Genomic DNA, 26,563 nt, shown 5'->3' on the forward strand with positions numbered 1-26,563 from the left:
GGGAGCATACTGCTGGGACGGGCAACAGTCAGAATATGAAGGATAGCCAACATCATGGTATAGTTTCACTCCTAGAAAAACATACCTGTTACATGACGTTGCATCACATCAATCAATAAAATACAAAAAGAGGGAATTACAGTGGCAGTTAAAACTCGACTTCATCGTAGCGAATTAGCCGTTCCGGGTAGTAATTTACGCATGCTTGAAAAAGCACCAACAGCTGGGGCTGATGTGGTATTCCTGGACCTAGAGGATGCGGTTGCTCCTGATGACAAGGACCAGGCGCGCAAAAACGTTATAGCCGCGTTGAATGACATGGACTGGTCTGCATGCTCCGTCGCCGTCCGGATCAACGGACTCGACACTCACTGGTGCTACCGAGACATCGTAGATGTAATGGAATTCGCGGGAGATAAGCTTGATTCCATCCTGATCCCGAAAGTGAACAGGCCGGATGACGTTTATTTCGTGGCAACACTAATGGAACAAATCGAGGCGGCAAAAAAATTCAAACCAGTCAACATTCATGTACTGATCGAAACAGCCATGGGCATGGCAAATATTGAGAAAATCGCCCAAACCTGCCCGGACCGCATGGAGGCTATGGTATTTGGTGTAGCAGACTATGCCGCCTCGACACAGGCACGCACCACCCAGATGGGTGGAGCCAACCCGAATTATGCGATCTTGACCGATGCAGATGAATCCGGGAAGCGCACGCGGCACTGGGGTGACCAATGGCATTACGCACTTTCCAGGCTGGTCGTTGCCTGTCGCGCTTATGGCTTGCGACCAATAGACGGACCTTTCGGTGACTTCAATGACCCGGAAGGGTTCAAAGCAGTGGCAACCAGCGTAGCCGCACTGGGAGTTGAAGGGAAGTGGGCTATCCATCCGTCCCAAATTCCGCTGGCCAATGAGATATTTACACCCGGCGAAGCTGAGGTTAGCCGTGCCAGGAGCATTCTTGAGAACATGGAAAAAGCTGCACGCGAAGGCAAGGGAGCAGTATCGTTGAATGGCCGCCTGATCGACGCTGCATCCATCCGGCAGGCCCAGGTTTTAGTTGCCAAAGCTGATCAAATACAGGCTTCCAAGCTTGGACTCAATTGAGCATAAATCATGAATATACATGAATATCAAACAAAAGACTTACTGAAACACTATGGCGTTCCCGTTCCTCCGGGAAGGGTCGTTCACAACGATGCGCAGGCAGCCACGGTTGCAGAAGAAATCGGGGGATCCCGTTGGGTTGTAAAGGCACAGATTCATTCCGGCGGTCGCGGGAAAGCAGGCGGCGTCAAGGCTGGGAACAGCATCGATGAAGTGCGGGCAATTGCCGATGACATCCTCGGCTGCTTGCTGGTAACACATCAAACTGGACCGGAAGGAAGGCTGGTTCGCCGGGTTCTAATTGAACAGGCAAGCAATATCGAACGCGAGTATTACATTGGATTGGTTATTGATCGTGCCACCAGAAGAATCACCTTGGTTGCATCCGCCGAAGGGGGAATGGACATCGAAGAGGTCGCCAGGAATACGCCAGAGCGGATTTTCCGGGAAGTCATCGACCCTGCCGTGGGTTTGCTTGATTTCCAGTGCCGAAAAATTGCCTATAAGGTCGGATTGAAGGGTACATTATTGCCGCAGGCAATCAAGATCATGAAAGGTTTGTACCGCTGCATGCGCGACAATGATGCAACTATGGCTGAAATCAACCCTCTGGCTATTGTGGACAACGGTCAGCTTTTGGCGCTGGATGCAAAAATGACCTTTGATGACAATGCCACATACCGCAGACCGGCTATTTCAGAACTACGAGATTTTGACGAAGAAGACCCAAAGGAAGTAGAAGCAACCGGGCACGGCCTGAATTACATTGCGCTGGACGGAGATGTTGGATGCATAGTTAATGGTGCAGGACTGGCAATGGCAACCATGGATGCAATTACCCTGCATGGCGGAAGACCGGCAAACTTTCTTGATGTAGGGGGCGGAGCCACCCCAGAAAAAGTTGCGAACGCCTTCCGCATCGTTTTGCAGGATCCTGCCGTCAAAACCATCCTCATAAATATTTTTGCCGGGATCAACCGCTGCGACTGGATTGCCACTGGTATCATTCAAGCCATGCGCGACCAGAACATTACCGTACCGATTGTGGTTCGGCTTGCAGGCACAAACGTGGAAGAAGGAAGAACGATCCTAAACGGATCCAGTTTTCCATTCATCATTGCCAGCAATCTGAACGATGCTGCCGCAAAAGCAGTAACGACCGTAAAGAGTATTGTAACCCACATATAATCACTGAAATAATCACTGAAATAAGGATCACTCATGAGTGTATTATTAAACAAGGATTCACGCGTAATCTTTCAGGGGTTCACCGGACAACATGCCACGTTTCACGCAGAAGAAGCCATTAAAATCGGCACAAGGGTGGTCGGTGGCGTTACTCCAGGAAAAGGTGGCACCCAACATCTAGGATTACCTGTATTTGATACCGTAGAGGAAGCAGTACAGTCAACAGGAGCTGACGTCTCTGGCATTTTCGCCCCGCCTCCCTTTGCCGCGGATGCCATCATGGAAGCAATCGACGCCGGGATCAAAACTATCGTGGTAATTGCCGATGGCATCCCGGTTCAGGATATGATAAGAGTATCCAGATATCGGATGGGCACCAGCTCAATTATCATCGGCCCAAACACACCCGGAATCATTACGCCTGGCGTGGGAAAAGTTGGAATCATGCCTTCACATATTTACAGCCCAGGAAGAATCGGAATTGTTTCAAGATCCGGTACCTTGAACTATGAAGCAGTCGCCCAGATGAGCGAACTGGGTCTCGGGCAATCTTCATCCATTGGAATTGGTGGTGACCCAGTAAACGGAACGGACTTTACAACGATACTTCAGGCATTTGAAGATGACCCTGATACCGATGCAGTCCTGATGATTGGCGAAATTGGTGGACCGCAGGAAGTTGATGCCGCCCGCTGGGCAACAAAACATATGAGCAAACCACTCATAGGTTATGTTGCAGGCCTGTCATCGCCTCCCGGGCGCCGGATGGGGCATGCCGGCGCGATCATCAGCAACGAATCCGATACTGCTACCGCTAAAATAGACACGATGGAAGAACTTGGGATGTTCGTTGCAAGAAACCCCGCCGACATTGGCGCTACAGTTTTACGGGCTATAAAATCGTAAACCTTTCTTCATTCCCGCCTTCGTTCGACCGGAATTATATATGCGTTTGGTCTTGCCGAAGGCGGAAATGCTCTGAAAGTAAAGAGAACTTACTGAATGAATCATTCCATGCCGGAATTCCGTTAGCCAGACCATACATATTTTAGCCGGCACAGGGCAAATCTCCCATAATGTGCCATTCGCTCCTGCCATTGTTCCGCCATCGTGGTGAAATTGGAATCAAATAACTTTTTATAAAAATCAATCTGGTTTTTTACATGCTTACCTTCCAGCAAATCATCCTGACGCTCCAGAAATTTTGGGATAAGCAGGGCTGTGCGCTCCTGCAGCCCTACGATATAGAAATGGGCGCTGGAACCTTTCACACCGCCACATTTTTACGCGCAATCGGTCCGGAGCCATGGCGTGCGGCTTATGTACAACCTTCACGCCGCCCCAAGGACGGGCGCTATGGAGCGAACCCGAACCGACTACAACATTACTACCAGTATCAGGTCGTGCTTAAGCCTTCACCCGCCAACATCCAGGACCTTTATCTCGATAGCCTGCGTGCTCTGGGCATCAACACCAGTGAGCATGATATCCGCTTTGTGGAAGATGACTGGGAATCACCTACACTGGGCGCATGGGGATTGGGATGGGAAATATGGCTGGATGGCATGGAAGTAACTCAGTTCACCTATTTTCAGGAAGTCGGTTCACTACCCTGCCGCCCGGTACTGGGAGAAATCACCTACGGACTGGAGCGTCTGGCTATGTATTTGCAGGACGTAAAAAACGTATATGACCTGATATGGACCCAGAATGGAGATAACGTCGTAACCTATGGTGACATTTACCACCAGAACGAAGTTGAACAATCCAGATACAACTTCGAGCACTCCGACATCGCAATGCTGTTCCGTCACTTTCAGGAATATGAAACCGAAGCAAAACGCCTGATCGAAGCAGAACTGGTTTTGCCCGGCTTCGAAATGATAATGAAGTGCTCCCATAGCTTCAATATGCTGGATGCGCGCAGTGCCATCTCGGTAACCGAACGTGCTGCCTACATAGGCCGGGTCAGAGCCTTGTCACGCCTGGCAGCGCAGGCTTATCACAAATCGCGCGAGGCACTTGGCTTCCCGATGTTCAGGGTGGCCAGGGAGACAGAATCATGAGACAGACCCTATTGATAGAACTGCTTACTGAAGAGCTTCCTCCCAAAGCCTTGAAACACCTTTCTGAGGTCTTCACAAAAGAAATATTTTACAGACTGCTTGGACAGAAATTAGTAACGGTCGAAGATAGCGATTGCACTTCTTTCGCAACCCCACGCAGGCTGGCCCTGACCATCACCAATGTAAGATCAGAACAGTCTGATCGTGTAATCGAGCGCAAAGGCCCGGCTGTAACAGCCGGGTTAAATAGCGAAGGCAGGCCGAGTCAAGCGCTGGAAGGATTCATGCGTAGTGCTGGGGTGACGTTTGAACAACTGCTGCGCAATCATGATGGCAAGGTGGAGTACTTCGTCGCACATATCGAAAAAAAGGGCCAACCCCTGAATGGGTTTCTGGCCGATATCGTAACACAGGCATTAAAGAGCCTGCCCGCTCCAAAATTGATGCGATGGGGGAATTCTGATCATCAATTTGTACGCCCGGTGCATAATCTGATCATGCTGCATGGATATGACGTCGTCCCCGGAGAAGTGCTGGGGCTACAGAGTAGCCGGTTCACGCAAGGACACCGCTTCCTCCACTCAGGTTCGGTAGAGATTGAATCTGCAGATAACTATAGAAAGGCCATGCTCAATGCCAATGTAGTAGCCAATTATTATATTCGCAAGGAAACAATTCAACGTCAACTCGAATCTTGTGCAGTCAAACTCAACGCAACTTATAACCCATCTAATGACCTTCTGGAAGAAGTCACGTCACTGGTGGAATGGCCGGCTGTCTATGTTGGGGAATTTGAAAAAGAATACCTTGAAATCCCGCAGGAATGCCTGATACTGACCATGCAGCAAAACCAGAAATATTTTCCGTTGCTGGACGGTAACGGCAAATTGCTCAACAAATTCCTGATCGTCTCCAATATGCAGGTAGACAACCCAAGTCAGATCATTTGCGGAAACCAGCGCGTGGTACGCCCCCGTCTGGCCGATGCACGCTTCTTTTTCAACCAGGACCGCAAACAGACACTCGAATCCCGCATTGCAAAAATGGGGAACATGATCTATCACAATCAACTGGGGACACAACTACAGCGCATTGAGCGCATCACCACTCTGTCAGGTGCAATCGCACATCTACTGCATGCCGACAAATCCGTGGCTGAACTGGCGGCACGCCTGGCAAAAGCCGATCTGACGACCGACATGGTTGGAGAATTCCCCGAATTACAGGGCATCATGGGTCGCTACTATGCGCTGCATGACGGTGAAAACGAGGTAGTAGCGGATGCGATTGAAGCACACTACCATCCACGTTTTTCCGGTGACACGCTGCCACAGGGTGCGGTGGCCTGTGCAGTGGCCTTAGCGGACAAACTGGATACGCTGGTTGGCATATACGGCATTGGCCTGGTGCCTACTGGAGACAAGGACCCATTTGGCTTGCGGCGACATACACTGGGAATATTGCGCATACTAATCGAAACTCCGCTGGCATTACCCCTTGATACGCTGCTGCAATTGAGCCGTGATTGCTACAACAATACAGTCAAGCTGAGTGGCAATGTGGTGGACGCTGTGCACGGCTTCATGCTCGATCGACTGAACGGTTATTTGCGCGAGCGCAATTTCTCTCCAGATGAAATTGAAGCGGTTTTATGCCAGAACCCCACGCGCATTGATCTCGTGATCCCGCGCTTGGAGGCAGTTTGCTGCTTCCGCAACCTACCGGAAGCGGCAGCCCTCACTGCCGCCAACAAACGTATCCAGAATATTCTGAAGAAAACTATCCAGGCAGATTCTGTAATTCATGCGGACCGGTTCCAGGAAGATGCAGAACGTCGCCTGTATGAAGTACTGCAACAGATTGAACCACAGGTAAAGGCCGGGATGAAAAGACAAGATTACACGGCCACGCTCACTTTGCTAGCCTCGGCACGAATAGCAGTGGATGAGTTTTTTGACCGGGTAATGGTTATGGCAGAAGATCCGGCAATCAGGGCAAACCGTCTTGCCTTGCTGAAACAACTGGGCACTCTGATGAATCAGGTTGCCGACATTTCCAGGCTTACAGGCTAATCATGGGAACCGCCTCCAAGCTGATCATCCTGGAACGCGATGGAGTGATTAATCGTGGAGGCCACCAATTCATCAAAAATCCGAATGGATGGAAGCCCATGCCAGGTAGCCTTGAAGCAATAGCACGACTGGTGCAGGCAGATTACCGGATCGTAGTAGCGACCAATCAGTCGGCAGTAGGACGCAGCTTGCTGGACATGCACACGCTGAATGCCATCCATGGGAAGATGCACAAAATGGTAGCAGAGGCCGCCGGCCGCATCGATGCAATTTTTTATTGCCCTCACACCATGGAAATGGATTGCTCCTGCCGCAAACCAAAAACCGGCATGCTGGAAAGCATTTCCATGCGCTTCAAGGTCAATCTGAAGGGAGTGCCCATAGTGGGTGATGCCTTGCCCGATCTGGAATCCGCCGCCAGCATTGGCGCGCAACCCGTGTTGGTATTGACTGGAAAAGGAGAAAAAACCCTGTCCAGAGGGGGGCTGCCGGAAGGCACTCTGGTTTATCGTGATCTGGCGGCATTTGTTTCCACCCTGATTTAATGGTATTCCCGGAAAATTTCAATTTCTTGCGCTCACCATCGCAAAAACAGCAATATTTCTAATGTTACCTGTCATGGTTTTTTTCCGCTCCCTGATTTTCCTGCTATTGCAAATCGCCATTACGCCACTATTTACCCTGATTGCGATATTTACCTTCCCGTTCCATCCCGTTACACGATACCGCATTATCTCTGGGTGGGCACTAACCATGCTCTGGCTGCTACGCACAATATGCGGCATCCGCATGAAAGTCCACGGCACCGAAAACATCCCCAGCGTACCCTGCCTGGTACTATGCAAACATCAGTCCGCATGGGAAACCATTGCGCTCCAGAAAGTGTTCCCGCCGCAAGTATGGGTAATCAAGCGTGAACTGCTATGGCTCCCGTTTTTTGGCTGGGGCCTGGCAATGACCAGCCCCGTCGCCATCAAGCGAAGCGAAGGCCGCGAGGCCATCAGGCAACTGTTACGCCAAGGTAAGGAAAGACTGGCTTTGGGCTTCTGCGTGGTCATATTCCCCGAAGGAACACGCATTCCTTTTGGTCAGCGTGGCAAATACAAGATTGGCGGAGCACTACTGGCAACCTCCAGCGGTGCGCCAGTCGTTCCTGTGGCGCACAACGCCGGCAGGTTATGGGGGCGCAACTCCTTTCTGAAGTACCCTGGCATCATTACTATGAGTATTGGTCCGGCAATTCAGCCCGCAGGCCTCAAGCCTGAGGAAATCAACCGGCAAGTGGAAGATTGGATAGAAACCGAAGTTTCACGACTTTCCAGATGACGCGTTTCAAACTGCACATGTTTCCCCCTTCGAAAATCGAACAGCGAACCCTGAATCTTGAAGGAAACCCGGTAACTTTCACGCTGAAACGTTCCAGTCGTCGCCGTAGCATAGGCCTGCACATCGACCACCGAGGACTAACGATCAGTATGCCACTGCACGCTCCGGAAGAATTGCTAAAAAATGTACTCCAGGAAAAATCCTCCTGGGTGACAAGCAGACTGAAAAACTGGCAGATAAGGAAATCGACTCCGCCATCCTGGCAAGATGGAAAAACTATTTCCTTCCTCGGAGAACCACTAATCCTGTGCGTAGTTACAAGCTTGTTTGCTGCCTTACCGCTCCATCAAAGCGCACAATTAATCGTGTATGCAACCGACGCCACAAACGAAGCCTTGATTAAACACAATGTCATGCAATGGTACCAAAACGAAGCGATCCGTCTGTTCAGATCGCGTGTGGCGCACTACGCCCCGTTGCTGAACACCTCCCCGCAAATGGTGAAACTTTCCGCGGCGCGCACTCGCTGGGGCAGCTGTAGCGTTCGCGGGATCATCCGCCTCAACTGGCAACTCATCAAAATGCCGCAGCTTTTGATTGATTACGTTGTAGTGCATGAACTTGCCCATCTGATCGAGATGAACCATTCTGCAGCATTCTGGCAACTGGTCGAAACTGCCTGCCCGGATTATGCCAAACGCCGAATGGAATTAAGGCAGTGGCAGATTGAGCTACATCAATAGCGCTCCCCATCATGAATCAAACCTGTCTTGCCCCATAGCCCGCCCCAGCGTACAGAAGGATCAGGGAAAATGCGATTTATCCGGCATCGTCATATTCAGCTATAAGTACAGTACAGTGAATTGCGTTCATCCCCCTGAAATATGAGTTAAATTCAGTGTAAATCATTACGGGGCTTGCCATTATAATGCCATATTCCATTTTCATTAAAAATCCAACCATGCATAAAATCGGTATTGTCGTGTTGCTGGCACTGTTGCTGCAAGGCTGTGGAAAAAAAGGACCTCTATATTTGCCACCGCCGCAATCCCCAGCCCAACCCTCTCCTGGAACCCAATAGCCATGACAGAATATTTTAGATACCACCATAACCAGCTTTATGCCGAACAAACCCCCCTGTCTGAAATCTCGGAGAAATTTGGTACCCCGTGCTATGTATATTCCCATGCAGCACTGACCCATAGTTACCGACAGTTTGAACACGCCCTTCGGGAGCATGAACACCTGATCTGCTTTGCAGTAAAAGCGAACCCCAATCTTGCCATCCTGAATCTTTTTGCCAGACTGGGGGCCGGATTTGATATCGTTTCCGGAGGGGAATTACAACGTATCCTGGCAGCGGGAGGCGAAGCGAGCAAAGTGGTATTTTCCGGAGTGGGCAAAACCGCAGCAGAAATGCGACTAGCCATTCAGGCTGGCATTCTATGCTTCAATGTCGAATCAGAAGCAGAGCTTCTGCGCCTGAATGAAGTTGCCGGAGAAATGAACCGGATCGCACCGGTCAGCCTACGCGTTAATCCTGACGTCGATGCCAAAACGCACCCCTACATCTCCACCGGATTGAAAAAAAATAAATTTGGCGTCGCCTATACCGAAGCTCTGGATTTGTACCGCAAGACCAGCAAACTGAACAACCTGCGCATAGTTGGCATGGACTGCCACATTGGCTCACAATTAACCGAGCTAAGCCCATTCATCGCCGCCACCGAGAAAATGCTGATCCTGGCCGATGCACTGGCTAACCATGGAATAACTCTTGAGCACATTGATCTAGGCGGCGGCCTCGGCATCCGCTATCTGGACGAAGTGCCTCCTGCCATTTCCGATTATGTCCAGGCGCTCCTTCGTGTTCTGCAAGGGCGCAGCGAGAAAATCATTCTCGAACCTGGACGGATACTGGTAGGCAATGCCGGAGTGCTGCTGACCCAGGTTGAATATATCAAGCATGGGGCAGAGAAAAACTTCGCCATTGTCGATGCTGCAATGAACGATCTGATGCGACCCGCCCTGTATGATGCCTTTCATGCAATCCAGCCGGTAACTCTGGAATCAGGCAAATCTGTGGAGCAATATGAAGTAGTGGGGCCGGTGTGCGAAACCGGAGACTTTATCGGTCGTGCCCGAGACCTGGCGATCTCGCAAGGCGACCTGCTCGCAGTGATGTCCGCAGGCGCCTACGGCATGAGCATGAGTTCAAACTATAACACCCGTCCCCGGGCAGCTGAAGTAATGGTATCTGGCAAAATCATGCAACTTATCCGCGAACGCGAAACCGTCCCGCAGCTTTTCTCCGGTGAAAAAATATTCGACTAATCGGCCAGTTTACCTTCCCGGACAGAAGCAGACAGAATAAATGCCGTGTATTTTCTGTAAGACGGCCAGTAACCGGATCAATTTGTCCCCAGTGCTACCCTGAAGCAATCTGTTCCGGTCATCACCCAAATCCAAATCACTGTACCGACCAAACTACAATCATCCTTCCTCTCCTCCCAGCACATCGACCAAATCTGCCAGCAACAGCGGGATTTCGCCAGCCATCATTGCAAAATCAGTATCAAACCTCTCCCCGGTATCCCGGGACGAGGTTTGTTCCTTGATCAAATCAAGAGGAACCACACGTTTCACCTGCAAATTCTCATTCAGAATAAATGATATTTTGTCCCTCCAGGTCATGGCAAGCCTGGTAACTTTTTTACCCGCCCGAACATGATGGATTATTTCCTCTGCATCAAGAGCATGGCGGACATATCGCACCGCCGATTTTTCATTTCCCACGTCACGCAACTCGCAATCACGGTCAACGGTAAATGAAGCGGGAACATCATTTCCGGCAAGCCATTCCGTCATCACAGAAACCGGGGTTTCCCGGGATTTAAGAAAAGAAAATGCGCATCCATCCAGCGTCTTATGCAGGCACTCAATCAGCTCTTCGGCTTTGACAGCATTTGATGCGTCAACGACTAGCCACTTTCCTACCGGGTCAATCCATGCGCAGGTATTACAGCGAATGACAAATGCACGTGGCAATAGCTCATCGGTAATCCGTTCTTTGATTTCCTTGAGTTGCTTGCGGCCTGGGCGGTATCCCAGCTGTTCTTCCATTTCAGCCGCACGTAATCGTGCAAACTGACTGACAACCGAAGCAGGCAGCAATTTTTTCTCTACACCCAGGCAAATCAACATCTGTTGCCCAAATGCATGCACAAGAGCCCCTTCCCCTGCTTTAGGAGCAACCCAGCCCCGGCTTTGCATGTCCAACCCGGAGCAATTTTGGAGGGGATGCATAGACAAGGCTGCTTCTAGCTCCGCTAACGTAGCATCCCATTCGGTGATACGAAATACCTGAAGATTCCTGAACCACATAAAGCATACTCAAATGCTTATTATACTGGATAAGCTCACCCTCATTGTATGGCGAAACACACTAAATTTCCGTGAACACCTACCCGGACAGATCTGCTGTGCACACGACAGGCAAGGCCTGTCTTAAAAAGCCAGTTGCCACCTTTTCCCAACAAATTCCGAATGCGGACTAGCCTAGACTAGCAATACCGCATGAAAGAAGCAGAAAAACATCAAATCCTATTATGAAGGCCACTTCAGACCATTACATCCTGCTGCCAGCCCATCCCCCGGACATGCCATGATCTGGCACCAGTGCTCCCGGCATTTCCTTCAAGCGACCCAGCAGCAAACGAACAGTAAAATCCGCTTCATTAGCAAAAAGGAAGCACACTAAAAATTCCCCAGATCACTCACCGATTACCTTACCCTCGCGACGGGGATCAGCTGCACCCTGCCATCCATCGCCAGAGCGCATAATCGCCTGCACTCCACTGGTCATTTCCAGGAATTGGATGGTATGGCCTTTCTTAGTCAGCGCACGGGCTGTAAAGTCCAGCGCTCGTTCCGCCTCTAATTCCGTGTCTTTGCCGCGATTGCTGATATTGGGCAACCTGATGGCTGCCAAAGGGTCCAACCCCGCATCCAGAATACCCAGCAATGTCTTCGCTACATAACTGATGATTTTTTCCCCGCCGGGTGAACCAAGAACGGCCTCTACCCGGCCATCCGGCCCAAAGACCATGGTCGGAGACATCGAGCTGCGCGGACGCTTCCCGGCCTCAACCCTGTTTGCGATCAGGCCGTTTTCATCTTCTGGCTTGAAAGAGAAATCGGTCATCTGGTTATTCAGCAGAAAACCCTTGACCATGATTCTGGAGCCAAAAGCTGATTCTATGGTCGAGGTCATCGAAACAGCCTGCCCGTCGCTATCCACAATCGACAAATGACTGGTGCCCGACAACTCGGGATGACTATCTATGCCTCCTGCCCGCACCCCTAGAAACTCGCCCGGCTTGACGATTTCCATGACCTGATCTGGCTGAATTAAATGGCTCCTGCTGCCCAGGTAACTTTCAGAGAGCAATTTCTCAACCGGCGCTGGAGAAAAATCAGGATCGGCAATATAACGATTGCGATCTGCAAAAGCCAGCCGGGAGGCTTCCGAATAAAGATGAATGGCTTCGGCTGACTGAACACCCAGGGTTTTTATTGGGAACCGCTCCAGCAGCCCCAGTATCTGTAGCACAGCAATGCCCCCGGAAGAAGGCGGCGGCATACCGCAAATACGCCAAATTCGATAAGGACCGCATACGGGAGTCCTTTCATAGGCTTGATAACGCTGAAAATCACCCGTGGATAAATCACCTGCCCTGCTACGGCCCGTCACCTTTTTTACAATTACATCAGGAATTTCACCGCTATAAAAAAAGGAAGCACCCTGATTTGCCACTTGCCGAAGTACCGTAGCCAGCTCGGGGTTTTTAAGCAGTGTTCCGGCCGGCAATGGATCACCCTGCAAGTTATAAAAATATTTTCTCGCTTCCTCATCCTGACGCAGGAAAGAGTCCGTGCTCAAAAGATAATACAACCTTGGGGAAATAACAAAACCATTTTCAGCCAGAGCAATCGTCGGCTCAAGTAATTTATTCCAGGGTAGCCGACCGCCTTTCTGATGGGCCAGTTCGAGAACTTTAAGCAAGCCAGGAACGCCGACTGAAAGGCCATGGTTAACCGCATCTCCAAATGCCAGTGGACTTTTGTTTTCTGCCAGAAACCTGTCCGCATTCGCCCGGCCGGGCGCAGTTTCTCGTCCATCATATGCCTTCAGGGAGCGCTTACGCGGGTCATAGTGCAACAGGAAGGCTCCTCCTCCAATGCCGGATGACTGAGGCTCCACCAAGGTTAGCATAATCGCCGCGGTAATCGCTGCATCAACCGCATTCCCGCCCGCCTTTAATATTTCTGCAGCAGCCCGGCTTGCCTCAGAATGCGCAGTTGCCACCATCCACTTTTTCCCCTGCACCACCTCCTGGTGCGACCAGCCCGGTTTGACAGGAGTAACAGTATGTACATCGGCAGTAGCTTGCGCGGAATAGAACAGGCTCGCGATAATGCCAAGCAGAAATCGGATGTTATAGAGCTTCTGAAAATTCATAATTTAACCATTTCCAAAATTTATCTGGCTATCTACCATGACATGCAACCGAACTACACTCAATTTTATAGGTTATAGGACCTGAATGCCTGCAAAAACTGCCATACCCGACACCCCCGGAATATCTACCTGTGCCGATAACATGCTGATAGTCGACTATAAAGGCCACCCGGATCCATCCTCGTCGGTACAGCAGCTATACCACTATCTGATCGAGCACAAGCCAGCATACATCCAGGAAATTATCGCTGGCATCCATACGCTTGCGGTGATACTACCGGCCCCGTCCTGTAACCGGGAGGGTCGGTCGCGAGGTATCGACTATTTGTACATGGCCATTTCCAGGAGTCGACTGACGGTACCCGCCCGCAATCATACGGTTCACTTGCCGATATGCTACGCCAGAGAACTGGCGCCTGACCTGGACTTAATCGCACGGCATGCGCAGCTCGAAACCGAAGAAATCATCCTTCTCCATTGGCAAAACACCTACCAAGCACAATTGCTAGGCTTCATGCCAGGCTTTGCCTATCTCAAGGGACTTGATCTGCGCCTACACACTCCACGACTTGAAAAACCAAGACATCGCGTCCCGAAGGGATCCGTCGCCATCGCGGGGGAACAATGCGCGGTTTATCCCAACTCCACTCCTGGAGGATGGAATCTGATCGGTGCCACCCCACTCGAACTTTTTGATCCGACCCGTACCCGGAAAAATCTCATCGGGCTGGGGGATACCATCATTTTTGAAAAAATTTCAAAGCCGCAATTTGAACGATTATGCAAAAAATAATTCAGGTCCTGCACCCCGGACTACTCACCACCATTCAGGACCTTGGCAGAACTGGCTTCCAACATATCGCGATCTCCTGCGGAGGAGCTATGGATCCAAGACAAATGATACTGGCCAACCAGCTAGTCGGAAACCTGGATACGGATGCAGGAATGGAAATCACCGGCTATGGCCCTATCCTGCATTTCCCGAATGATACCCTGATCGCCTGCACGGGAGCAGAGTGCAGCGTTTCAATCAGAAGCCACAGCGGAGACAAAAAACTTCTCCCCACCCATCGTCCAGTTCTGATTCAAGCGAATTCCACGGTGGAATGGCATCATACTCGCCTGGGGTTCCGGTGCTGGATTGCCGTGGCGGGTGGTCTGCTGTTCCCAAAAATTCTGCATAGCCGGTCCTCCCACCTGGCAGCCGGTATTGGAAAACCCATCCTGGCCCGGGGCGATAAAATACCCATCGGAGAAGCCAATCCGGATACCCTGCATGAAATTTTGACCGCCCTCCAAAAAACTCGACTCACACTTGACTCTCCTTATTCCGCGGGTCGCTGGAGACTGAAAGCATCCACACCGGAATCATGGCCCATCATCCATCTGCCTGTGCTGAAAGGACGACATTTCACTCTTCTGTCCGATATCCAGGCGGAAAGAACGCTGCAAACCCTCTGGCACATCGATCCACAGAGCAACCGCCAGGGAATCCGGCTAAACGGGCCACCTGTACTTCTGACCGACACAGCGCATATCCCGAGCGAGCCTGTCCGGCAGGGAACGGTACAGCTGCCTCCTGACGGATTTCCCATTCTACTGTCCTGTGAACACCAGACGACAGGCGGATACCCGCGAATACTTGAAATTCCAGGCTGCTTCACGCACTTGCTGGCCCATGCCTCCCCATCCAGCAGGATTCACTTCCACTTGACCAGCTTGGATGAAGTGGATACAGCAGCCATAAAAATGAATCAGGAATGGAAACGTATCAGGCAATCCCTATCTGATAGACTGCAACCATGAACAAAATCATAGATATCAATGCCGATGTTGGCGAAAGTTCGGTCAGCGGGCCCACAGGAAACGATGCCGAATTAATCCCCTTCCTCACCAGCGCCAGCATTGCCTGCGGATTTCATGCAGGCGATCCGCTAACAATCGAAAAAACCACCGCGCTGGCCGTCCAGCACCAGGTCGCTATCGGCGCCCACCCTTCGCTGCCCGATATGGAAGGATTCGGACGCAGGCGCATGAACATCAGCGGAGAAGATGCCTACCGTCTGGTTCTCTACCAAAGCGGCGCCATCCGCGCCTTCGCCGAAGCGCAGGGGACAATTCTGCGCCATGTGAAACTTCATGGCGCGCTGTACAACATGACAGCGGAAAGCGAAGAACTGTCCAAAGGCATTGTCCGGGCTATACGGAAACTGGGAGGCGAACCGGTGCTATATGTGCCTTCAGGCAGCGTAATGGAACATATCGCCACAAATGAAGGCATCCGGATCGCCCGTGAAATATTTGCGGATCGCCGCTACCTTGCCTCCGGGCATCTGGCACCCAGACATCAGCCCCATGCATTAATCAACGACCCGTCGGAATCGGTCAGGCAAGTGCTCTCGATCATCCTGAACCAGAAATGTTCTGCCATGGGCGGAGAAACCATTACCCTACAGGCGGATACCGTATGCATCCACGGAGATCACCCTGGTTGCGTGACATTGGCAAAACAGCTGCGGCGAGCCCTGCAAGAAGCAGGTATCCGCGTCTCGGCATTTCAGTAGCTTCGATCACGCCCGGCCTCTCAGCTGTGACTTTCTGCTGCCGCAGCCATATACCGACATCTGCCACCCTGCCCCGGGTCATAGGCTTACCTGGCCTGCAACTGCTGTTCATCCCCGGATTCCAGCCTCGAGGCCTCACAGCCAGTAGTCGTTAATGTACTTTTCCCCCTTGTCGCAAAGAAAGGTAACAATATTTTTGAGATTGTGCCGCTCGCGCAAATCCCGTGCGGCAATCATGTGTGCACCGGACGAAGGGCCGACGAACAAACCGTGCTCACGCGCCAGCCGGCGCATCTCTCCTACCGCTTCTTCGGATTCGACTGTGACAACCTCATCCAGAAAATCCCTGTGGCGCTGAATGATGCCGGGAACGAACCCGTCAGCAATTCCTTCGATCAAGTGCTTACCGATTTCGCCACAGAGTATCGTGCACGACTCGCTTGGCTCTAGCGCAACCACTCTGCATGCCGGGTTGGCCGCCTTGAACGCCTGACCCACCCCGATAATGGTGCCGCCTGTTCCTACCCCGCCGACCACCGCGTCCGGAAGCACGCCGGCAGGTAACTGCGCCAGAGTTTCCGGTCCCAGCCATTCCCGGTTCTCATCCACATTCCATTCACTGTCAAACTGCTGCGGCGCAAAATAGCCGGGCAACTCTCCCAGCCTTCTGGCCTCGGCCAGTGCATCGTTGACATGGAAGTCACCAATGATGCGCACTTCCGCTCCATAGGCACGCGATATAGCAGTACGCTCACGACTGAGGCCGTTGGGCATCAACACCAGCATTTTGTAGCCTTTTACCGCGGCCACCATACTCATTGCGTTACCAGTATTGCCACTGCTCGCCTCCACGATCGTATCGCCCGGTTTCAGCAACCCTTCCTTCTCGGCACGTTCGATCATATATTTTGCAATACGCGCCTTGATCGATCCAGACGGATTAAGAAATTCCAACTTGACCCAGATACCGTCAATTTGAATGAGAGGTGTAGAACCGATGGCGTCGAGAATGGTTTGCATAATGAAAAAATTCGAAGGATTATAAATTTAGGATAATCTGTCATTCCCAGCACAGTTTGTAACAGGCAGGAATATCGGCAGTGAAAATAACAATTTTATTATGTTATCCAATCCAGAAGAAAGCCTCAAGCATCGTTCACACGAATCAACCTGAAAACGTCCATTGCAGTCCGGATCACGGGAACAACCAGCGATCATGTGGAACCCGACCAAAAATCAGACATGCCAGCAAGCGGATAATTTTTCTGGAGGATGTACCTGGAGCCTGCTCCCCAGCGGAACGTCACCCCATGCTTCGAACACCTGGACCCATAAGCTAGCCACTTCCCATGCCGTTTGGGCATATGACTTGCCAGCAGGCGAATCTGGATCACACTGTGGAATCAAGTCCAGCCCCAGAATTTCATGTTTCATATCCGCTTCTTCATGAACAGCCCAATAGCCTCTTGGGGTCAATCCCAGTTCGCCTAATTTTGCATTTACTGGCGGGTAGAAATCACACGCTAGCCCTTCTATCATCAAATTAAGCGTAATGATCTGATGAGGAATCGGTTGACGAACGGCAGAGCGTAAAAGATATGAGGCCAACGCAAGGGTTTCCAGATTCTGCGGAATGGACATCGGATCTTCATTCGCACCCATAAAACCGAATTCACGCATCCATACAACAAGATCTGCAGGATGTGTCAATTCCTCTGAAGCGTGTTCTGCAAAGGCATCCCTGAAACGTGGATCCTGGCAGTTGCCATAGCGTAATGCTACTGCAGCAGTAAAATCACAGGACAAATAATATAGCTGACGAACCCATTGAAAATCCCTGGCAGAAGAGGCGGATGCTATTTTCCCGAAAAAAGCACTTTGCCTAGCAACGTTCCGGTACTCCCCCTGAAGTTTCTTGAGCCATTGCTTAACTGTTATGGGACTACTTTTCATGGCAACTCTCCTTTACACAACCTCCGATTGCTGACCAAATTTTTCTACCAATAAGCGGGTAACCCCGCAGCCATACATTGTCTTACACACTATTCATGCATACCCTCGGTGCTTATCCTGGATTGGCCTGTAACTGGAGCCGCCGCCCTAAACCAGACCGATCGACATCCCTTACCATCTGTCAGAGCTCATCCCGATATGCCTTAATATTAATCTGCCCGAAAAAAAACAGTTCATCTGTACGATGCCGCACACAAGGATCTACAATGAAAAATTTCCCGAACCAGCAACACCCAGAAAATACCCACCACTACAACCCGCAACCGAAAAATCTAGCAAATAAGGCTTGTAATCCCTGACATCCAATACCACGTTGCATTCCGCTCATGGAATCCGAATGATAAAAAATTAAACCATACCCGGAACCCCGAGCTTCACACCTGCCTTGCTCAACCATGCAATAAGGACAGGCGGCTCTGTTATCATTACGCCATGCTAAACATTCAAGACATGACCTATCTGCAGGGCGGCGTCCCCCTGCTGCAGCAAATTTGCTTTCAGGTACATCCCGGCCAGCGTATTGGTCTGGTAGGGAAAAACGGCTGCGGCAAATCCACTCTATTCCGGTTGATTCGCAGCGAAATCAGGCCGGACAGCGGAGAAATTTCCCGGCAATCCGGAAAAACCATTGCTTCCGTCGAACAGGAAATCACCACCTCCGACCAGCCTGCTTTGGAATTCGTTCTTGAGGGTGACAGGGAACTGCGGCAGTTAGAAAAAATTTTGGCGCAGGAACAGCATGACCCCGCCTGGTTTGAAGCCCAGCACCGCTACGAAGCAATCAATGGCTACATGGCTAAAGCCCGTGCCGCGCAGCTGCTGGACGGGCTGGGATTTGCCAACGACACGCTGGAACGCCCGGTACAGAGCTTCTCGGGAGGATGGCGCATGCGCCTGAACCTGGCCCGCGCCCTGATGCACCGGGCCGACCTGTTGCTGCTGGATGAACCCACCAACCACCTCGACCTGGAAGCCATTCTCTGGCTTGAACAATACCTTTCGCATTATCCTGGAAGCCTGATCCTGATTTCGCATGATCGCGAATTCCTGAATGCCTGCGTGAACCGTGTCGCTCATCTCCACAACCACGCAATTGACTGCTACGCGGGAAACTACGATGATTTCGAGCGCGCACGCGCCGAGCGCATTACCCAGCAAAATCATGCTTTCAGGCAGCAACAGGAAAAAATCGCGCACCTGGAAGATTTCGTACGCCGCTTTAGCGCCAAGGCAACCAAGGCCAAACAGGCGCAAAGCCGGGTCAAAGCTCTGGAACGTCTCACGCGCATTGCTCCGGCTCATCTCCAGGATGGACATTTCGAACTTGAAATCAAGGCGCCGGAACGTAGCCCAGACCTGTTGCTGCGCACCGATAAAATGGGTTTCCGCTACGGTGACAAGGTTCTGTTCCAGAATATTAGTCTGGTACTGCGGGCCGGAGCGCGCATCGCCCTGCTTGGCCCGAACGGGGCTGGAAAGTCCACTCTGATCAAGCTGCTGGCAGGAGAACTGACGCCAACTTCAGGCACGCTGGAAACCACACCCGATATCCGTATCGGCTACTTTGCACAACACCAGCTGGAAAACCTGGACAGCGCAGCTACGCCGTTACAGCACATGGAAAAGCTGGCTCCCAGTATTGCGACGCTAACCCTGCGCAGCTTCCTCGGTCGCTTCGGTCTGGCAGGCGACAGCGAAGACCGCCCGGTAGCCAGCTTTTCCGGTGGCGAAAAAAGCCGACTGGCGCTGGCACTGCTTGCCTGGCAAAAACCTCACCTGCTGCTGCTGGACGAACCCACCAACCACCTCGACCTTGATATGCGCGACGCCCTCACCCTGGCGCTAGAAGAATATACCGGGGCTGTAGTGCTCGTATCCCACGACCGCAGCTTGATCCGCGCCATCACCGAAGAGCTATGGCTTATTGCAGACAGCAATGCCAGTCTGTTTGATGGCGACCTGGAGGATTACAAAACCTGGATCGAAACCCGCCGCCCAAGGGAAACCGCCCAGGCCAAGCCGGAAAAACCGAAACCACCCACCGTGCCCCGCTTCAACAAAAAAACACTTCTATCGCAACAGTCCAGACTGGAAGCCACGCTATCAAAAAACCAGGAAGAACTGTCAGAAGTCAGCCGCCAGCTGGCCGATCCGGCTACTTACACCAGCGCTAACCATGAAACGGTCAGCAAATTGCAAACCCTGCATGCAATCCTGGAACAAAAGGTAGCCGAACTGGAAGAAAACTGGCTGGAACTGGAAATGGCGATCGAGGGGAACACCGAAGATAACCGGCCAGCATAAGCTGGGAATAGTATATGCCAACCCTGTCCAGGCCAAAATCTCGGCTTATCCCGGAAACACCCCTGTGCTCAAATAGCGGTCTCCGCGGTCACACACGATGAAAACGATTGTCGCATTCTGAACATCTTGCGATACCCGCAATGCAATGGCCAGCGCACCGCCGGACGAGATGCCGCAAAAGATTCCCTCCTCGCTCGCCATGCGGCGCGTCATTTCTTCCGCCTCCGGCTGGCCTACATACTCCAGCCTGTCGATCCGGCCACGGTCAAATATCTTTGGCAAGTACTCCTCCGGCCACTTGCGAATACCGGGAATCTGCGCGCCCTCTTCCGGCTGGGCACCGATAATCTGTATGTCCAAGTTTTTTTCCTTGAAATAGCGCGAACAGCCCATGATCGTGCCGGTAGTGCCCATGCTGCTGACAAAGTGTGTGATGCCGCCTTGCGTGTCGCGCCAAATCTCTGGCGCAGTTCCCTGATAATGGGCTAGCGGATTATCCATATTGGCAAACTGGTCAAGAATGATACCGCGGCCTTCGTCACGCATTTTTTCTGCCACATCACGTGCCTCTTCCATGCTGCCCTCCTTCGAGGTCAGCACCAGTTCCGCACCATAGGCGCGCATACTCTGTCGACGTTCGATGCTCTGATTTTCAGGCATCACCAGTATCATTCTGTAGCCGCGCATCGCCGCAACCATTGCAAGCGCAATGCCGGTATTACCGCTGGTCGCCTCGATCAGCGTATCGCCAGGCTGGATGTCGCCGCGCTCCTCGGCACGCAGAATCATCGAAAGAGCCGGGCGATCCTTAACCGAACCAGCAGGATTATTCCCCTCCAGTTTGGCCAGCAGCACGTTGCTCGTGCTGCCGGGGATGCGCTTGAGCCTGACCAGCGGTGTATTCCCTACAAATTCTTCAATTGCATGATACATCTGCATATCCCTGAATCAAATTTTGCTATCTTAACACTACCTAACCGACGCAAAAAATTCATCACCATTCCATATGACATTATGATATGCATGATATGGCGCACCATCGCGGCAACTGCCATAATGGTCGAAACCATTAGCATAGCCACTGGCCGCCAAACAATCACCTGATACCGGAAAAGCTGCATGGGTACCCTGACAGCCACCTCACCACAACTTTGCCGATGGCATGATTTCAGCACGACTGCAGAACTGGAACAATCCGCCGCACACGCAATATTGCAGGCAGCAGAAGCTGCTGTACGCCTGCGTGGGGCTTTCCATATCGTACTGGCAGGCGGCACGACCCCTCGCCGGATTTATGCGGCACTGCGCAAGGCGGATGCAGACTGGAATGCCTGGCACGTGTATTTTAGTGACGAACGCTGCCTGCCAGCCTATCACCTCGAACGTAATAGCAGGATGGCCATGGAAACCTGGCTGAACCAGGTCCCCATCCCGCCCGGCCAGATTCACCCGATTCAAGCAGAGCTGGGGGCCGGGATCGCCGCCAGCGCTTATGCAAAGACGCTGAAAAACATCCCGCTGTTCGATCTGGTTTTGCTAGGCCTGGGCGAAGACGGCCACACTGCCAGCCTGTTTCCCGGCCACGATCTGGGCAGCGCAACGGATTCCCCCGCAGTACTCGCAGTGGGGAATGCACCCAAATTTCCACCTCAGCGAGTATCCCTTGGCGCACATCGCCTGAGTGCGGCACGCAAGGTATTCTTCATAGTGAGCGGCGCCTCGAAAAAAAAGGCAATCCAGAACTGGCTCCATGGCATCCCGATTCCTGCTGCCGCAATCCGTCCTCAGGATGGCATCGACGTGTATCTTGAAACCACATTGTTTGAAACGGACCACTAAAGGCTTTGCTTTTGTCATCCGCTTCCATCTGCCCCGGGCCTTTTTGAAGAACAACGGATAATGGCGGAATAATCTGCGGAACTACTGCACCGAATTACCCGGATGGGTGGCTATCCTGATGCTCATTTCCCCCTCAGTGAGAGACCAGCGCAGGGTTAACATTACGGCCTGCATGATTTTTTCAAATCCTGCTTCAGACTGCGAAACCGTAAAGTAGGGCCTGCCCTGAACCTGCGGAAAACCCCACAACGCCACATTTCCGCCCAGCACGCGGTCATCCAGAACCAAGCCATTCATGCTGCTCAATTCAATTTCGTTGCCGAACCCCCCCAGAACCCTGTCGCCCTGAATATATCGCCCGGCAAAACCGTCACAGCTTGGCATTGCCAGCGGCACACACGTCAGGAAACTCCCCTGCAATGCAGGATCAAAAGTGTAATGCACGCATAAACTGCCTGCATCCAGCCTGATGCGTTTTTTAATTTCCATGCCAGCCAGCATGGCACGAAACAGCAAGCTTTCCGAAGTAGTGGAAACCAGTTCGTAATTCGGGGAAATTTCCTCCCTATCCAGCAACAGGGAATCGCGAAACAAAGTCTGCGCATGATCATCCACAATCAGATTTTCTGCCGTGATTTCATGCTTGAACGCCACCCGGTCATGAGCGGAAGCAATCCCGCTTCCTTCGTGCTGCAATGAGGAATGGCTGGATTCGATTTTACGGAAATAATGCTCTTTCTGGCGGCGCAGGATATCGCCAAAATTGTGACACAGCAAATAATCATCCAGTTCCAGTATGCTGGCACTGCCGTCCAGTTTCACGACTGCTTGCAGTTTTGCATTGTGCAGGAAAACCTCATCCTTGCCATCACTGTCGGCATCAACGCAAATGCAGGCTGCACGCCCTGCTGCATGATCCAGCAGCGACTCAAGCCTTACAATGGCACCATATACCGCCCGGCGAAGATGCGGAAGGTACAACCCGCCGAACAGTCCATGCCAGTATGCATCATTGGCCTGGGCGATATACAGCTGATCCCGCATCTCCGGGGTCTGGTTCTGCTCCGGCAGGGCGTGCAGACGCTCCGATAATTCCAGCATGCGCTTGTGCATCCAGTTTGATTCAGGATAACGGGTAAAAAAATTTTTCCAGATGCCGCCACGCAAAAATGCCTTGCGCAGTTCATACTGGCCTCCGTCCTTCTCCTTTTGCACCAGATCAGCATAGGTATGCGCCGCAACCGTGGGCAATGTCCACTCATTCATCTCTATATAAGAAGTGGTAGGGAGATATACGATACCACGTGTCTTTTCCGTTGCATGATAATCACGATACGTATGCGTAATGATTTTCGGTGAAGCCAGCACGCCACGAATAAAATTCTCCAGCCATCCCCTTTCGTATACCCATTCATACGTCTCCGGCCAGATGCCAAATTTTTCTATGTCATCGAAATAGATTGCCGAAGCCTGCAGGTCGTTGCGCACCAGATGTTCCAGATAGTCCACGACTTCATTCGCAGGAGAAAACGGCATGCGATAGCGAAGCGCCTCGGAAATCGGAAACAGATCCAGCTTGCGACCATCCTCTTCTGTGGTGAAATAGCCGTTCAGTTCCGGAATGCTCTTGCCACTGCACAGAAAATGGTAATCATCCACCGTAACGTACTGAATCCTGGAATCGGCCAAAGCAGGGATCACTGTTGCTTCCCACACGCGCTCGGTCAGCCATGCACCCTGCGCCCTGATTCCTGTCCTGGCTTCCAGTTTATCGGATAACCGGACGGTCTGGCCGACCCGATCGCGGTACGGAATAACCGCCAGCACCGGTTCAGTATCACCACCGCCAAACATCTCAACCTGGCCCCGTCCAACCATCTCAGTGAGCAGTGCCATATCCTGGGGAAATTTTTCAAACAGGTAATCAAGCAGCCAACCGCTAAAATGTGCGGCAAAGCGAAACTCAGGATAACGGTGCAATATCTGCAGAAAAGGCCTGTAACAACGCTGATGCGCATCGTCCACCACCTCCGGGAAGTTGCCTACCGGCTGATGGGCGTGGACACCAAAAAGCAGGGAAACCGTTTCGTGCATCTTCATTCTGTGACCCCATGTTTACATCAACGGCATCCTGATGACATCAGCCAACTGGATGGTACTTACGGAAAATGGCAGCTAGGCGACCTGTGTAAACCGGCACAATATTCATGTTGCCATTCAAAATTTGCGACAGAACCAAGGTTTCCGACTGATTTTGCACTTTGATCAGAAGAGAGCAACCCGATTAAATCCGGCGACATGTCCTATCTTCAAGACAAAATCCCGGCCTTTCAGCTATCCGGATTGAAAACCGAAGGGCCTTTTTAGCGAGAAAACCATCTTAATCCGGTCTGTCCCATTAACCTGCAGGCAGCGCATCCTCAGCATTCCGCCAGATTGGAAACATCCCGTGGCTATTTCAACCCTGATAGAGCAAGAGAACAACCCCGCATACCCAGAATGTATAAGCTGCAATTCGCATGAATCTTTTCGATAAACATTCTCACAAATAATTACAATTGTCAAGAATATTCAGGTTGTTATGTAATTAGATGACAGATATCTTTTCCAGGGCATGCGAGTACGCCCATACGGAAAAATTCATACATAATCAAATTGCAGACGGGCCGATTCTACGTATTTCCAGATAACGTTATCCATTTGAATACTACTTAAGGAGCGAAATCCGGAACCAAAATGCAATTCTGTAGGTACAGGCAGTAATCGGATTACATCCGCATAAGCCAGCATTTATTCGCAATCACACAAACCTTCAGGAAGCACGACGCATTGTCCCTCCTGTCTCAGCGCTCCCCCCGCCCTGACTGATGGAAACATCGAGGCTGGCAGGCACAGGCAGTTTCAGGCAACGATACAAATGCATCAGATTGATCCGGTACAGTCTGTCAAAGCTAGAAACGGCATGTCCCGGGTTGTAATCACCAAACCACCAGAACCAGTCGGAACTCTCGCACGAAGCCAGCTGCTTCTCTGCATCCCGGCGCTCAACTTCGTTCAGCAGGCCGCTCGCCATGACCATGTCATAGCTTTGCTTGGCGATGCATAACAGATCCCAGGCACGGTTCTTGTCCGGGGAACCAATCCAGGTAGAGAAATTCCCGTATACCCAGCTTCCGGCAACAAGACGATGCAGCTCTCCTTCCCTGGCAAGATCCCCGCTTCCTTCCACAGAGTCAAGACGATCCACGTATCCGCAAAAAGTTGTGGTGCGGATAGTCGAATGAAGCTGTAACGTAGAATACAAGTCGGTGAAGAAATGATAGCCATTGTAGGGATAATATTCCCATGCATTCTCGCCATCCAGAATTACACTGACCACAGGCGTTTCCCCTGCCGGAGCCAGTTCAGCAATCGATTCGAGCTGGGTTACAAAATGCAGTGCAGCATCTTTTCCGTTCCAGCGCGAATACTCGAAACCGATCAGATCAGAAAGTCGGTCGTCACGGAAAAAACAGCACATGCTACTTGCCGCACCTTGAACACGGTAGGGACGGTAAAGGAAATGGGCGCGGTCTGGCATGTGGCCCCCTGCTGCAAGCAGACTGTTAGCCAGCACGCCTTCGCCGCTTGCACTCCAGCGGCATTTCTGGGCAGCCAGCACCTCGAGGAAAGAAGCGGACACCGCACCCTCCGCAGGCCATATGCCGCCTGGCGTCGCGCCGAAGCGTTTCTCATGACTTTTTATTGCAGAAAATACATGTGCCTCGACACGTGATTTCCCGCCAGAATAACATTGCGACTGTGGCAGGCTGACCTCCGGCATGGCTTCCTTCGCGCTGTTCATGTCCATCAGCAATGGGGCAAGCGGATGATAGTGTGGAGTGGTCGATAGCTCAATCTGTCCTGTCTCGGCAAGCTTGCGATAGCGCGGAATGATACCAGCGATCACTTGCCCGATCAGATCGAACAATCCCTTCCGGTCAGTATAACTGAAACCCTCATGCTTGCTCATCAGACGGATGACCAGATCATGCTCGCGGCGCACGCTCTCGCCACACCAGGCCAGATGATACCAGGTCAGCAAATCCGAGAAATATGTCCCCGACAGGTAGTCAAACCCGGCGCTTCCCCCCGGCTCGAGCAGCTTATACAGTTCGGACATGCGCTTGTAGGCTGGATACGGCGCAACCATGTTATGGTGGTTGCTGCGAAAGCAGCTCGTCAGAACCAGGTCGCGCTCCGGCTCGTCCAGATCATTGAGATTTTCACGTACCAGCAGACGCAAAAGAGTGTCGCGAATCTGACCGGTGGCAAACTGCTGGACGTAATCTTCCAGCTGATCCAGTAAAACCGGCACATAGTTGACCGTTACCCTGACCTGTGGATGTTGCTCCAGATGGTAGGCCATGTCGCTGTAATCCTTGAGCGCGTGCAGATAAACCCACGGCAACAGGAATTCACCACTGGAGTGATCACGATAGTCTGGCTGGTGCATATGCCAGAGAAAAACTAGTTCAAGAGGCCGGGACATATGGGCTCCCCATCAATATCTTC

At 51.7% G+C, this 26,563-nt stretch carries 23 protein-coding genes; 15 read left to right on the plus strand and 8 right to left on the minus strand.

Features of this window, described 5'->3' with window-relative positions:
• Nucleotides 1–141: 141 nt before the first annotated feature.
• The 10 genes from KJA68_RS09950 to lysA all read left to right on the plus strand — a co-directional run bounded on the left by KJA68_RS09950 (nucleotide 142) and on the right by lysA (nucleotide 10,102).
• The gene (locus KJA68_RS09950; RefSeq protein ID WP_246487144.1) at nucleotides 142–1,116 is read left to right on the plus strand and encodes an HpcH/HpaI aldolase/citrate lyase family protein; all 975 of its coding nucleotides are present in this window, start codon (nucleotides 142–144) and stop codon (nucleotides 1,114–1,116) included.
• Between the two features lie 9 nt (nucleotides 1,117–1,125).
• Nucleotides 1,126–2,304: an ADP-forming succinate--CoA ligase subunit beta gene (gene sucC / locus KJA68_RS09955; RefSeq protein ID WP_213036784.1), complete on the plus strand. Its 1,179-nt coding sequence runs from the start codon at nucleotides 1,126–1,128 to the stop codon at nucleotides 2,302–2,304.
• 33 nt (nucleotides 2,305–2,337) lie between these two features.
• Entirely contained in the window at nucleotides 2,338–3,210 is an 873-nt protein-coding gene (gene sucD, locus KJA68_RS09960) for a succinate--CoA ligase subunit alpha (protein ID WP_213036785.1), read from the plus strand.
• 257 nt (nucleotides 3,211–3,467) lie between these two features.
• Nucleotides 3,468–4,370: a glycine--tRNA ligase subunit alpha gene (glyQ, locus tag KJA68_RS09965; protein ID WP_213036786.1), complete on the plus strand. Its 903-nt coding sequence runs from the start codon at nucleotides 3,468–3,470 to the stop codon at nucleotides 4,368–4,370.
• Nucleotides 4,367–6,442 carry a glycine--tRNA ligase subunit beta gene (gene glyS, locus KJA68_RS09970; protein ID WP_213036787.1) on the plus strand — a complete coding sequence of 692 codons (2,076 nt, stop codon included), beginning with the start codon at nucleotides 4,367–4,369 and terminating at the stop codon, nucleotides 6,440–6,442. The genes glyQ and glyS overlap by 4 nt, the downstream gene beginning before the upstream one ends.
• 2 nt (nucleotides 6,443–6,444) lie before the next feature.
• Nucleotides 6,445–6,987, plus strand: a complete 543-nt coding sequence (gmhB, locus tag KJA68_RS09975) for a D-glycero-beta-D-manno-heptose 1,7-bisphosphate 7-phosphatase (RefSeq protein WP_213036788.1) — start codon at nucleotides 6,445–6,447, stop codon at nucleotides 6,985–6,987.
• Nucleotides 6,988–7,060: 73 nt separating this feature from the next.
• Nucleotides 7,061–7,768, plus strand: coding sequence for a lysophospholipid acyltransferase family protein (locus tag KJA68_RS09980; RefSeq protein ID WP_213036789.1), 708 nt, complete (start codon nucleotides 7,061–7,063; stop codon nucleotides 7,766–7,768).
• A complete protein-coding gene (locus tag KJA68_RS09985) occupies nucleotides 7,765–8,511 on the plus strand; it encodes a M48 family metallopeptidase (protein ID WP_213036790.1) in 747 nt (248 codons plus the stop codon). The genes KJA68_RS09980 and KJA68_RS09985 overlap by 4 nt, the downstream gene beginning before the upstream one ends.
• Nucleotides 8,512–8,729: 218 nt before the next feature.
• Nucleotides 8,730–8,849 carry an LPS translocon maturation chaperone LptM gene (gene lptM / locus KJA68_RS09990; protein WP_213036812.1) on the plus strand — a complete coding sequence of 40 codons (120 nt, stop codon included), beginning with the start codon at nucleotides 8,730–8,732 and terminating at the stop codon, nucleotides 8,847–8,849.
• Nucleotides 8,850–8,851: 2 nt separating this feature from the next.
• Complete coding sequence (gene lysA, locus KJA68_RS09995) at nucleotides 8,852–10,102, plus strand: diaminopimelate decarboxylase (RefSeq protein ID WP_213036791.1); 1,251 nt, start codon at nucleotides 8,852–8,854, stop codon at nucleotides 10,100–10,102.
• Between the two features lie 159 nt (nucleotides 10,103–10,261).
• Here lysA and KJA68_RS10000 read toward each other — a convergent pair whose 3' ends face one another.
• The 3 genes from KJA68_RS10000 to ggt form a co-directional block, all read right to left on the minus strand.
• Complete coding sequence (locus tag KJA68_RS10000; RefSeq protein ID WP_213036792.1) at nucleotides 10,262–11,152, minus strand: recombination-associated protein RdgC; 891 nt, start codon at nucleotides 11,150–11,152, stop codon at nucleotides 10,262–10,264.
• A 244-nt stretch (nucleotides 11,153–11,396) separates the two neighbouring features.
• On the minus strand, nucleotides 11,397–11,525 hold the full coding sequence (locus KJA68_RS11010) for a hypothetical protein (RefSeq protein WP_281412163.1): 129 nt from the start codon (nucleotides 11,523–11,525) through the stop codon (nucleotides 11,397–11,399).
• 15 nt (nucleotides 11,526–11,540) lie between these two features.
• Nucleotides 11,541–13,289 (minus strand): gamma-glutamyltransferase, encoded by a 1,749-nt coding sequence (gene ggt, locus KJA68_RS10005; RefSeq protein ID WP_213036793.1) that lies wholly within the window; start codon nucleotides 13,287–13,289, stop codon nucleotides 11,541–11,543.
• Between the two features lie 85 nt (nucleotides 13,290–13,374).
• Between ggt and KJA68_RS10010 the strand changes: the two genes are divergently transcribed.
• Genes KJA68_RS10010 through KJA68_RS10020 form a run of 3 tightly spaced genes read left to right on the plus strand, consistent with a single transcriptional unit; the run spans nucleotide 13,375 to nucleotide 15,853 of the window.
• Nucleotides 13,375–14,082 carry a 5-oxoprolinase subunit B family protein gene (locus tag KJA68_RS10010; RefSeq protein ID WP_213036794.1) on the plus strand — a complete coding sequence of 236 codons (708 nt, stop codon included), beginning with the start codon at nucleotides 13,375–13,377 and terminating at the stop codon, nucleotides 14,080–14,082.
• A complete protein-coding gene (locus KJA68_RS10015; RefSeq protein WP_281412165.1) occupies nucleotides 14,070–15,095 on the plus strand; it encodes a 5-oxoprolinase subunit C family protein in 1,026 nt (341 codons plus the stop codon). The genes KJA68_RS10010 and KJA68_RS10015 overlap by 13 nt, the downstream gene beginning before the upstream one ends.
• Nucleotides 15,092–15,853 carry a LamB/YcsF family protein gene (locus KJA68_RS10020; protein WP_213036796.1) on the plus strand — a complete coding sequence of 254 codons (762 nt, stop codon included), beginning with the start codon at nucleotides 15,092–15,094 and terminating at the stop codon, nucleotides 15,851–15,853. The genes KJA68_RS10015 and KJA68_RS10020 overlap by 4 nt, the downstream gene beginning before the upstream one ends.
• A 135-nt stretch (nucleotides 15,854–15,988) precedes the next feature.
• Here the strand turns inward: KJA68_RS10020 and KJA68_RS10025 are convergent, their stop codons facing one another.
• Together KJA68_RS10025 and KJA68_RS10030 are read right to left on the minus strand one after the other, a co-directional pair.
• Nucleotides 15,989–16,873 carry a PLP-dependent cysteine synthase family protein gene (locus KJA68_RS10025; RefSeq protein ID WP_213036797.1) on the minus strand — a complete coding sequence of 295 codons (885 nt, stop codon included), beginning with the start codon at nucleotides 16,871–16,873 and terminating at the stop codon, nucleotides 15,989–15,991.
• A 216-nt stretch (nucleotides 16,874–17,089) separates the two neighbouring features.
• Nucleotides 17,090–17,806, minus strand: a complete 717-nt coding sequence (locus tag KJA68_RS10030) for an iron-containing redox enzyme family protein (protein ID WP_213036798.1) — start codon at nucleotides 17,804–17,806, stop codon at nucleotides 17,090–17,092.
• Between the two features lie 492 nt (nucleotides 17,807–18,298).
• Here KJA68_RS10030 and abc-f point away from each other — a divergent pair, with 492 nt between their 5' ends.
• On the plus strand, nucleotides 18,299–20,170 hold the full coding sequence (gene abc-f, locus KJA68_RS10035) for a ribosomal protection-like ABC-F family protein (RefSeq protein ID WP_213036799.1): 1,872 nt from the start codon (nucleotides 18,299–18,301) through the stop codon (nucleotides 20,168–20,170).
• A 45-nt stretch (nucleotides 20,171–20,215) separates the two neighbouring features.
• On the opposite strand, the gene cysM is transcribed toward abc-f, so the two are convergent.
• A complete protein-coding gene (cysM, locus tag KJA68_RS10040) occupies nucleotides 20,216–21,103 on the minus strand; it encodes a cysteine synthase CysM (protein ID WP_213036800.1) in 888 nt (295 codons plus the stop codon).
• Between the two features lie 186 nt (nucleotides 21,104–21,289).
• On the opposite strand from cysM, the gene pgl reads away from it, so the two are divergent.
• Complete coding sequence (pgl, locus tag KJA68_RS10045) at nucleotides 21,290–22,009, plus strand: 6-phosphogluconolactonase (protein WP_213036801.1); 720 nt, start codon at nucleotides 21,290–21,292, stop codon at nucleotides 22,007–22,009.
• An 81-nt stretch (nucleotides 22,010–22,090) separates the two neighbouring features.
• On the opposite strand, the gene KJA68_RS10050 is transcribed toward pgl, so the two are convergent.
• On the minus strand, nucleotides 22,091–24,109 hold the full coding sequence (locus tag KJA68_RS10050) for an alpha-amylase/4-alpha-glucanotransferase domain-containing protein (RefSeq protein WP_320412128.1): 2,019 nt from the start codon (nucleotides 24,107–24,109) through the stop codon (nucleotides 22,091–22,093).
• 712 nt (nucleotides 24,110–24,821) lie between these two features.
• Nucleotides 24,822–26,540 carry a glycoside hydrolase family 57 protein gene (locus KJA68_RS10055; RefSeq protein WP_213036802.1) on the minus strand — a complete coding sequence of 573 codons (1,719 nt, stop codon included), beginning with the start codon at nucleotides 26,538–26,540 and terminating at the stop codon, nucleotides 24,822–24,824.
• Nucleotides 26,541–26,563 lie beyond the last annotated feature (23 nt).

Origin of the sequence: Candidatus Nitrotoga fabula, assembly GCF_905221025.1 — a bacterium.
Taxonomy (GTDB): Bacteria; Pseudomonadota; Gammaproteobacteria; order Burkholderiales; family Gallionellaceae; genus Nitrotoga; species Nitrotoga fabula.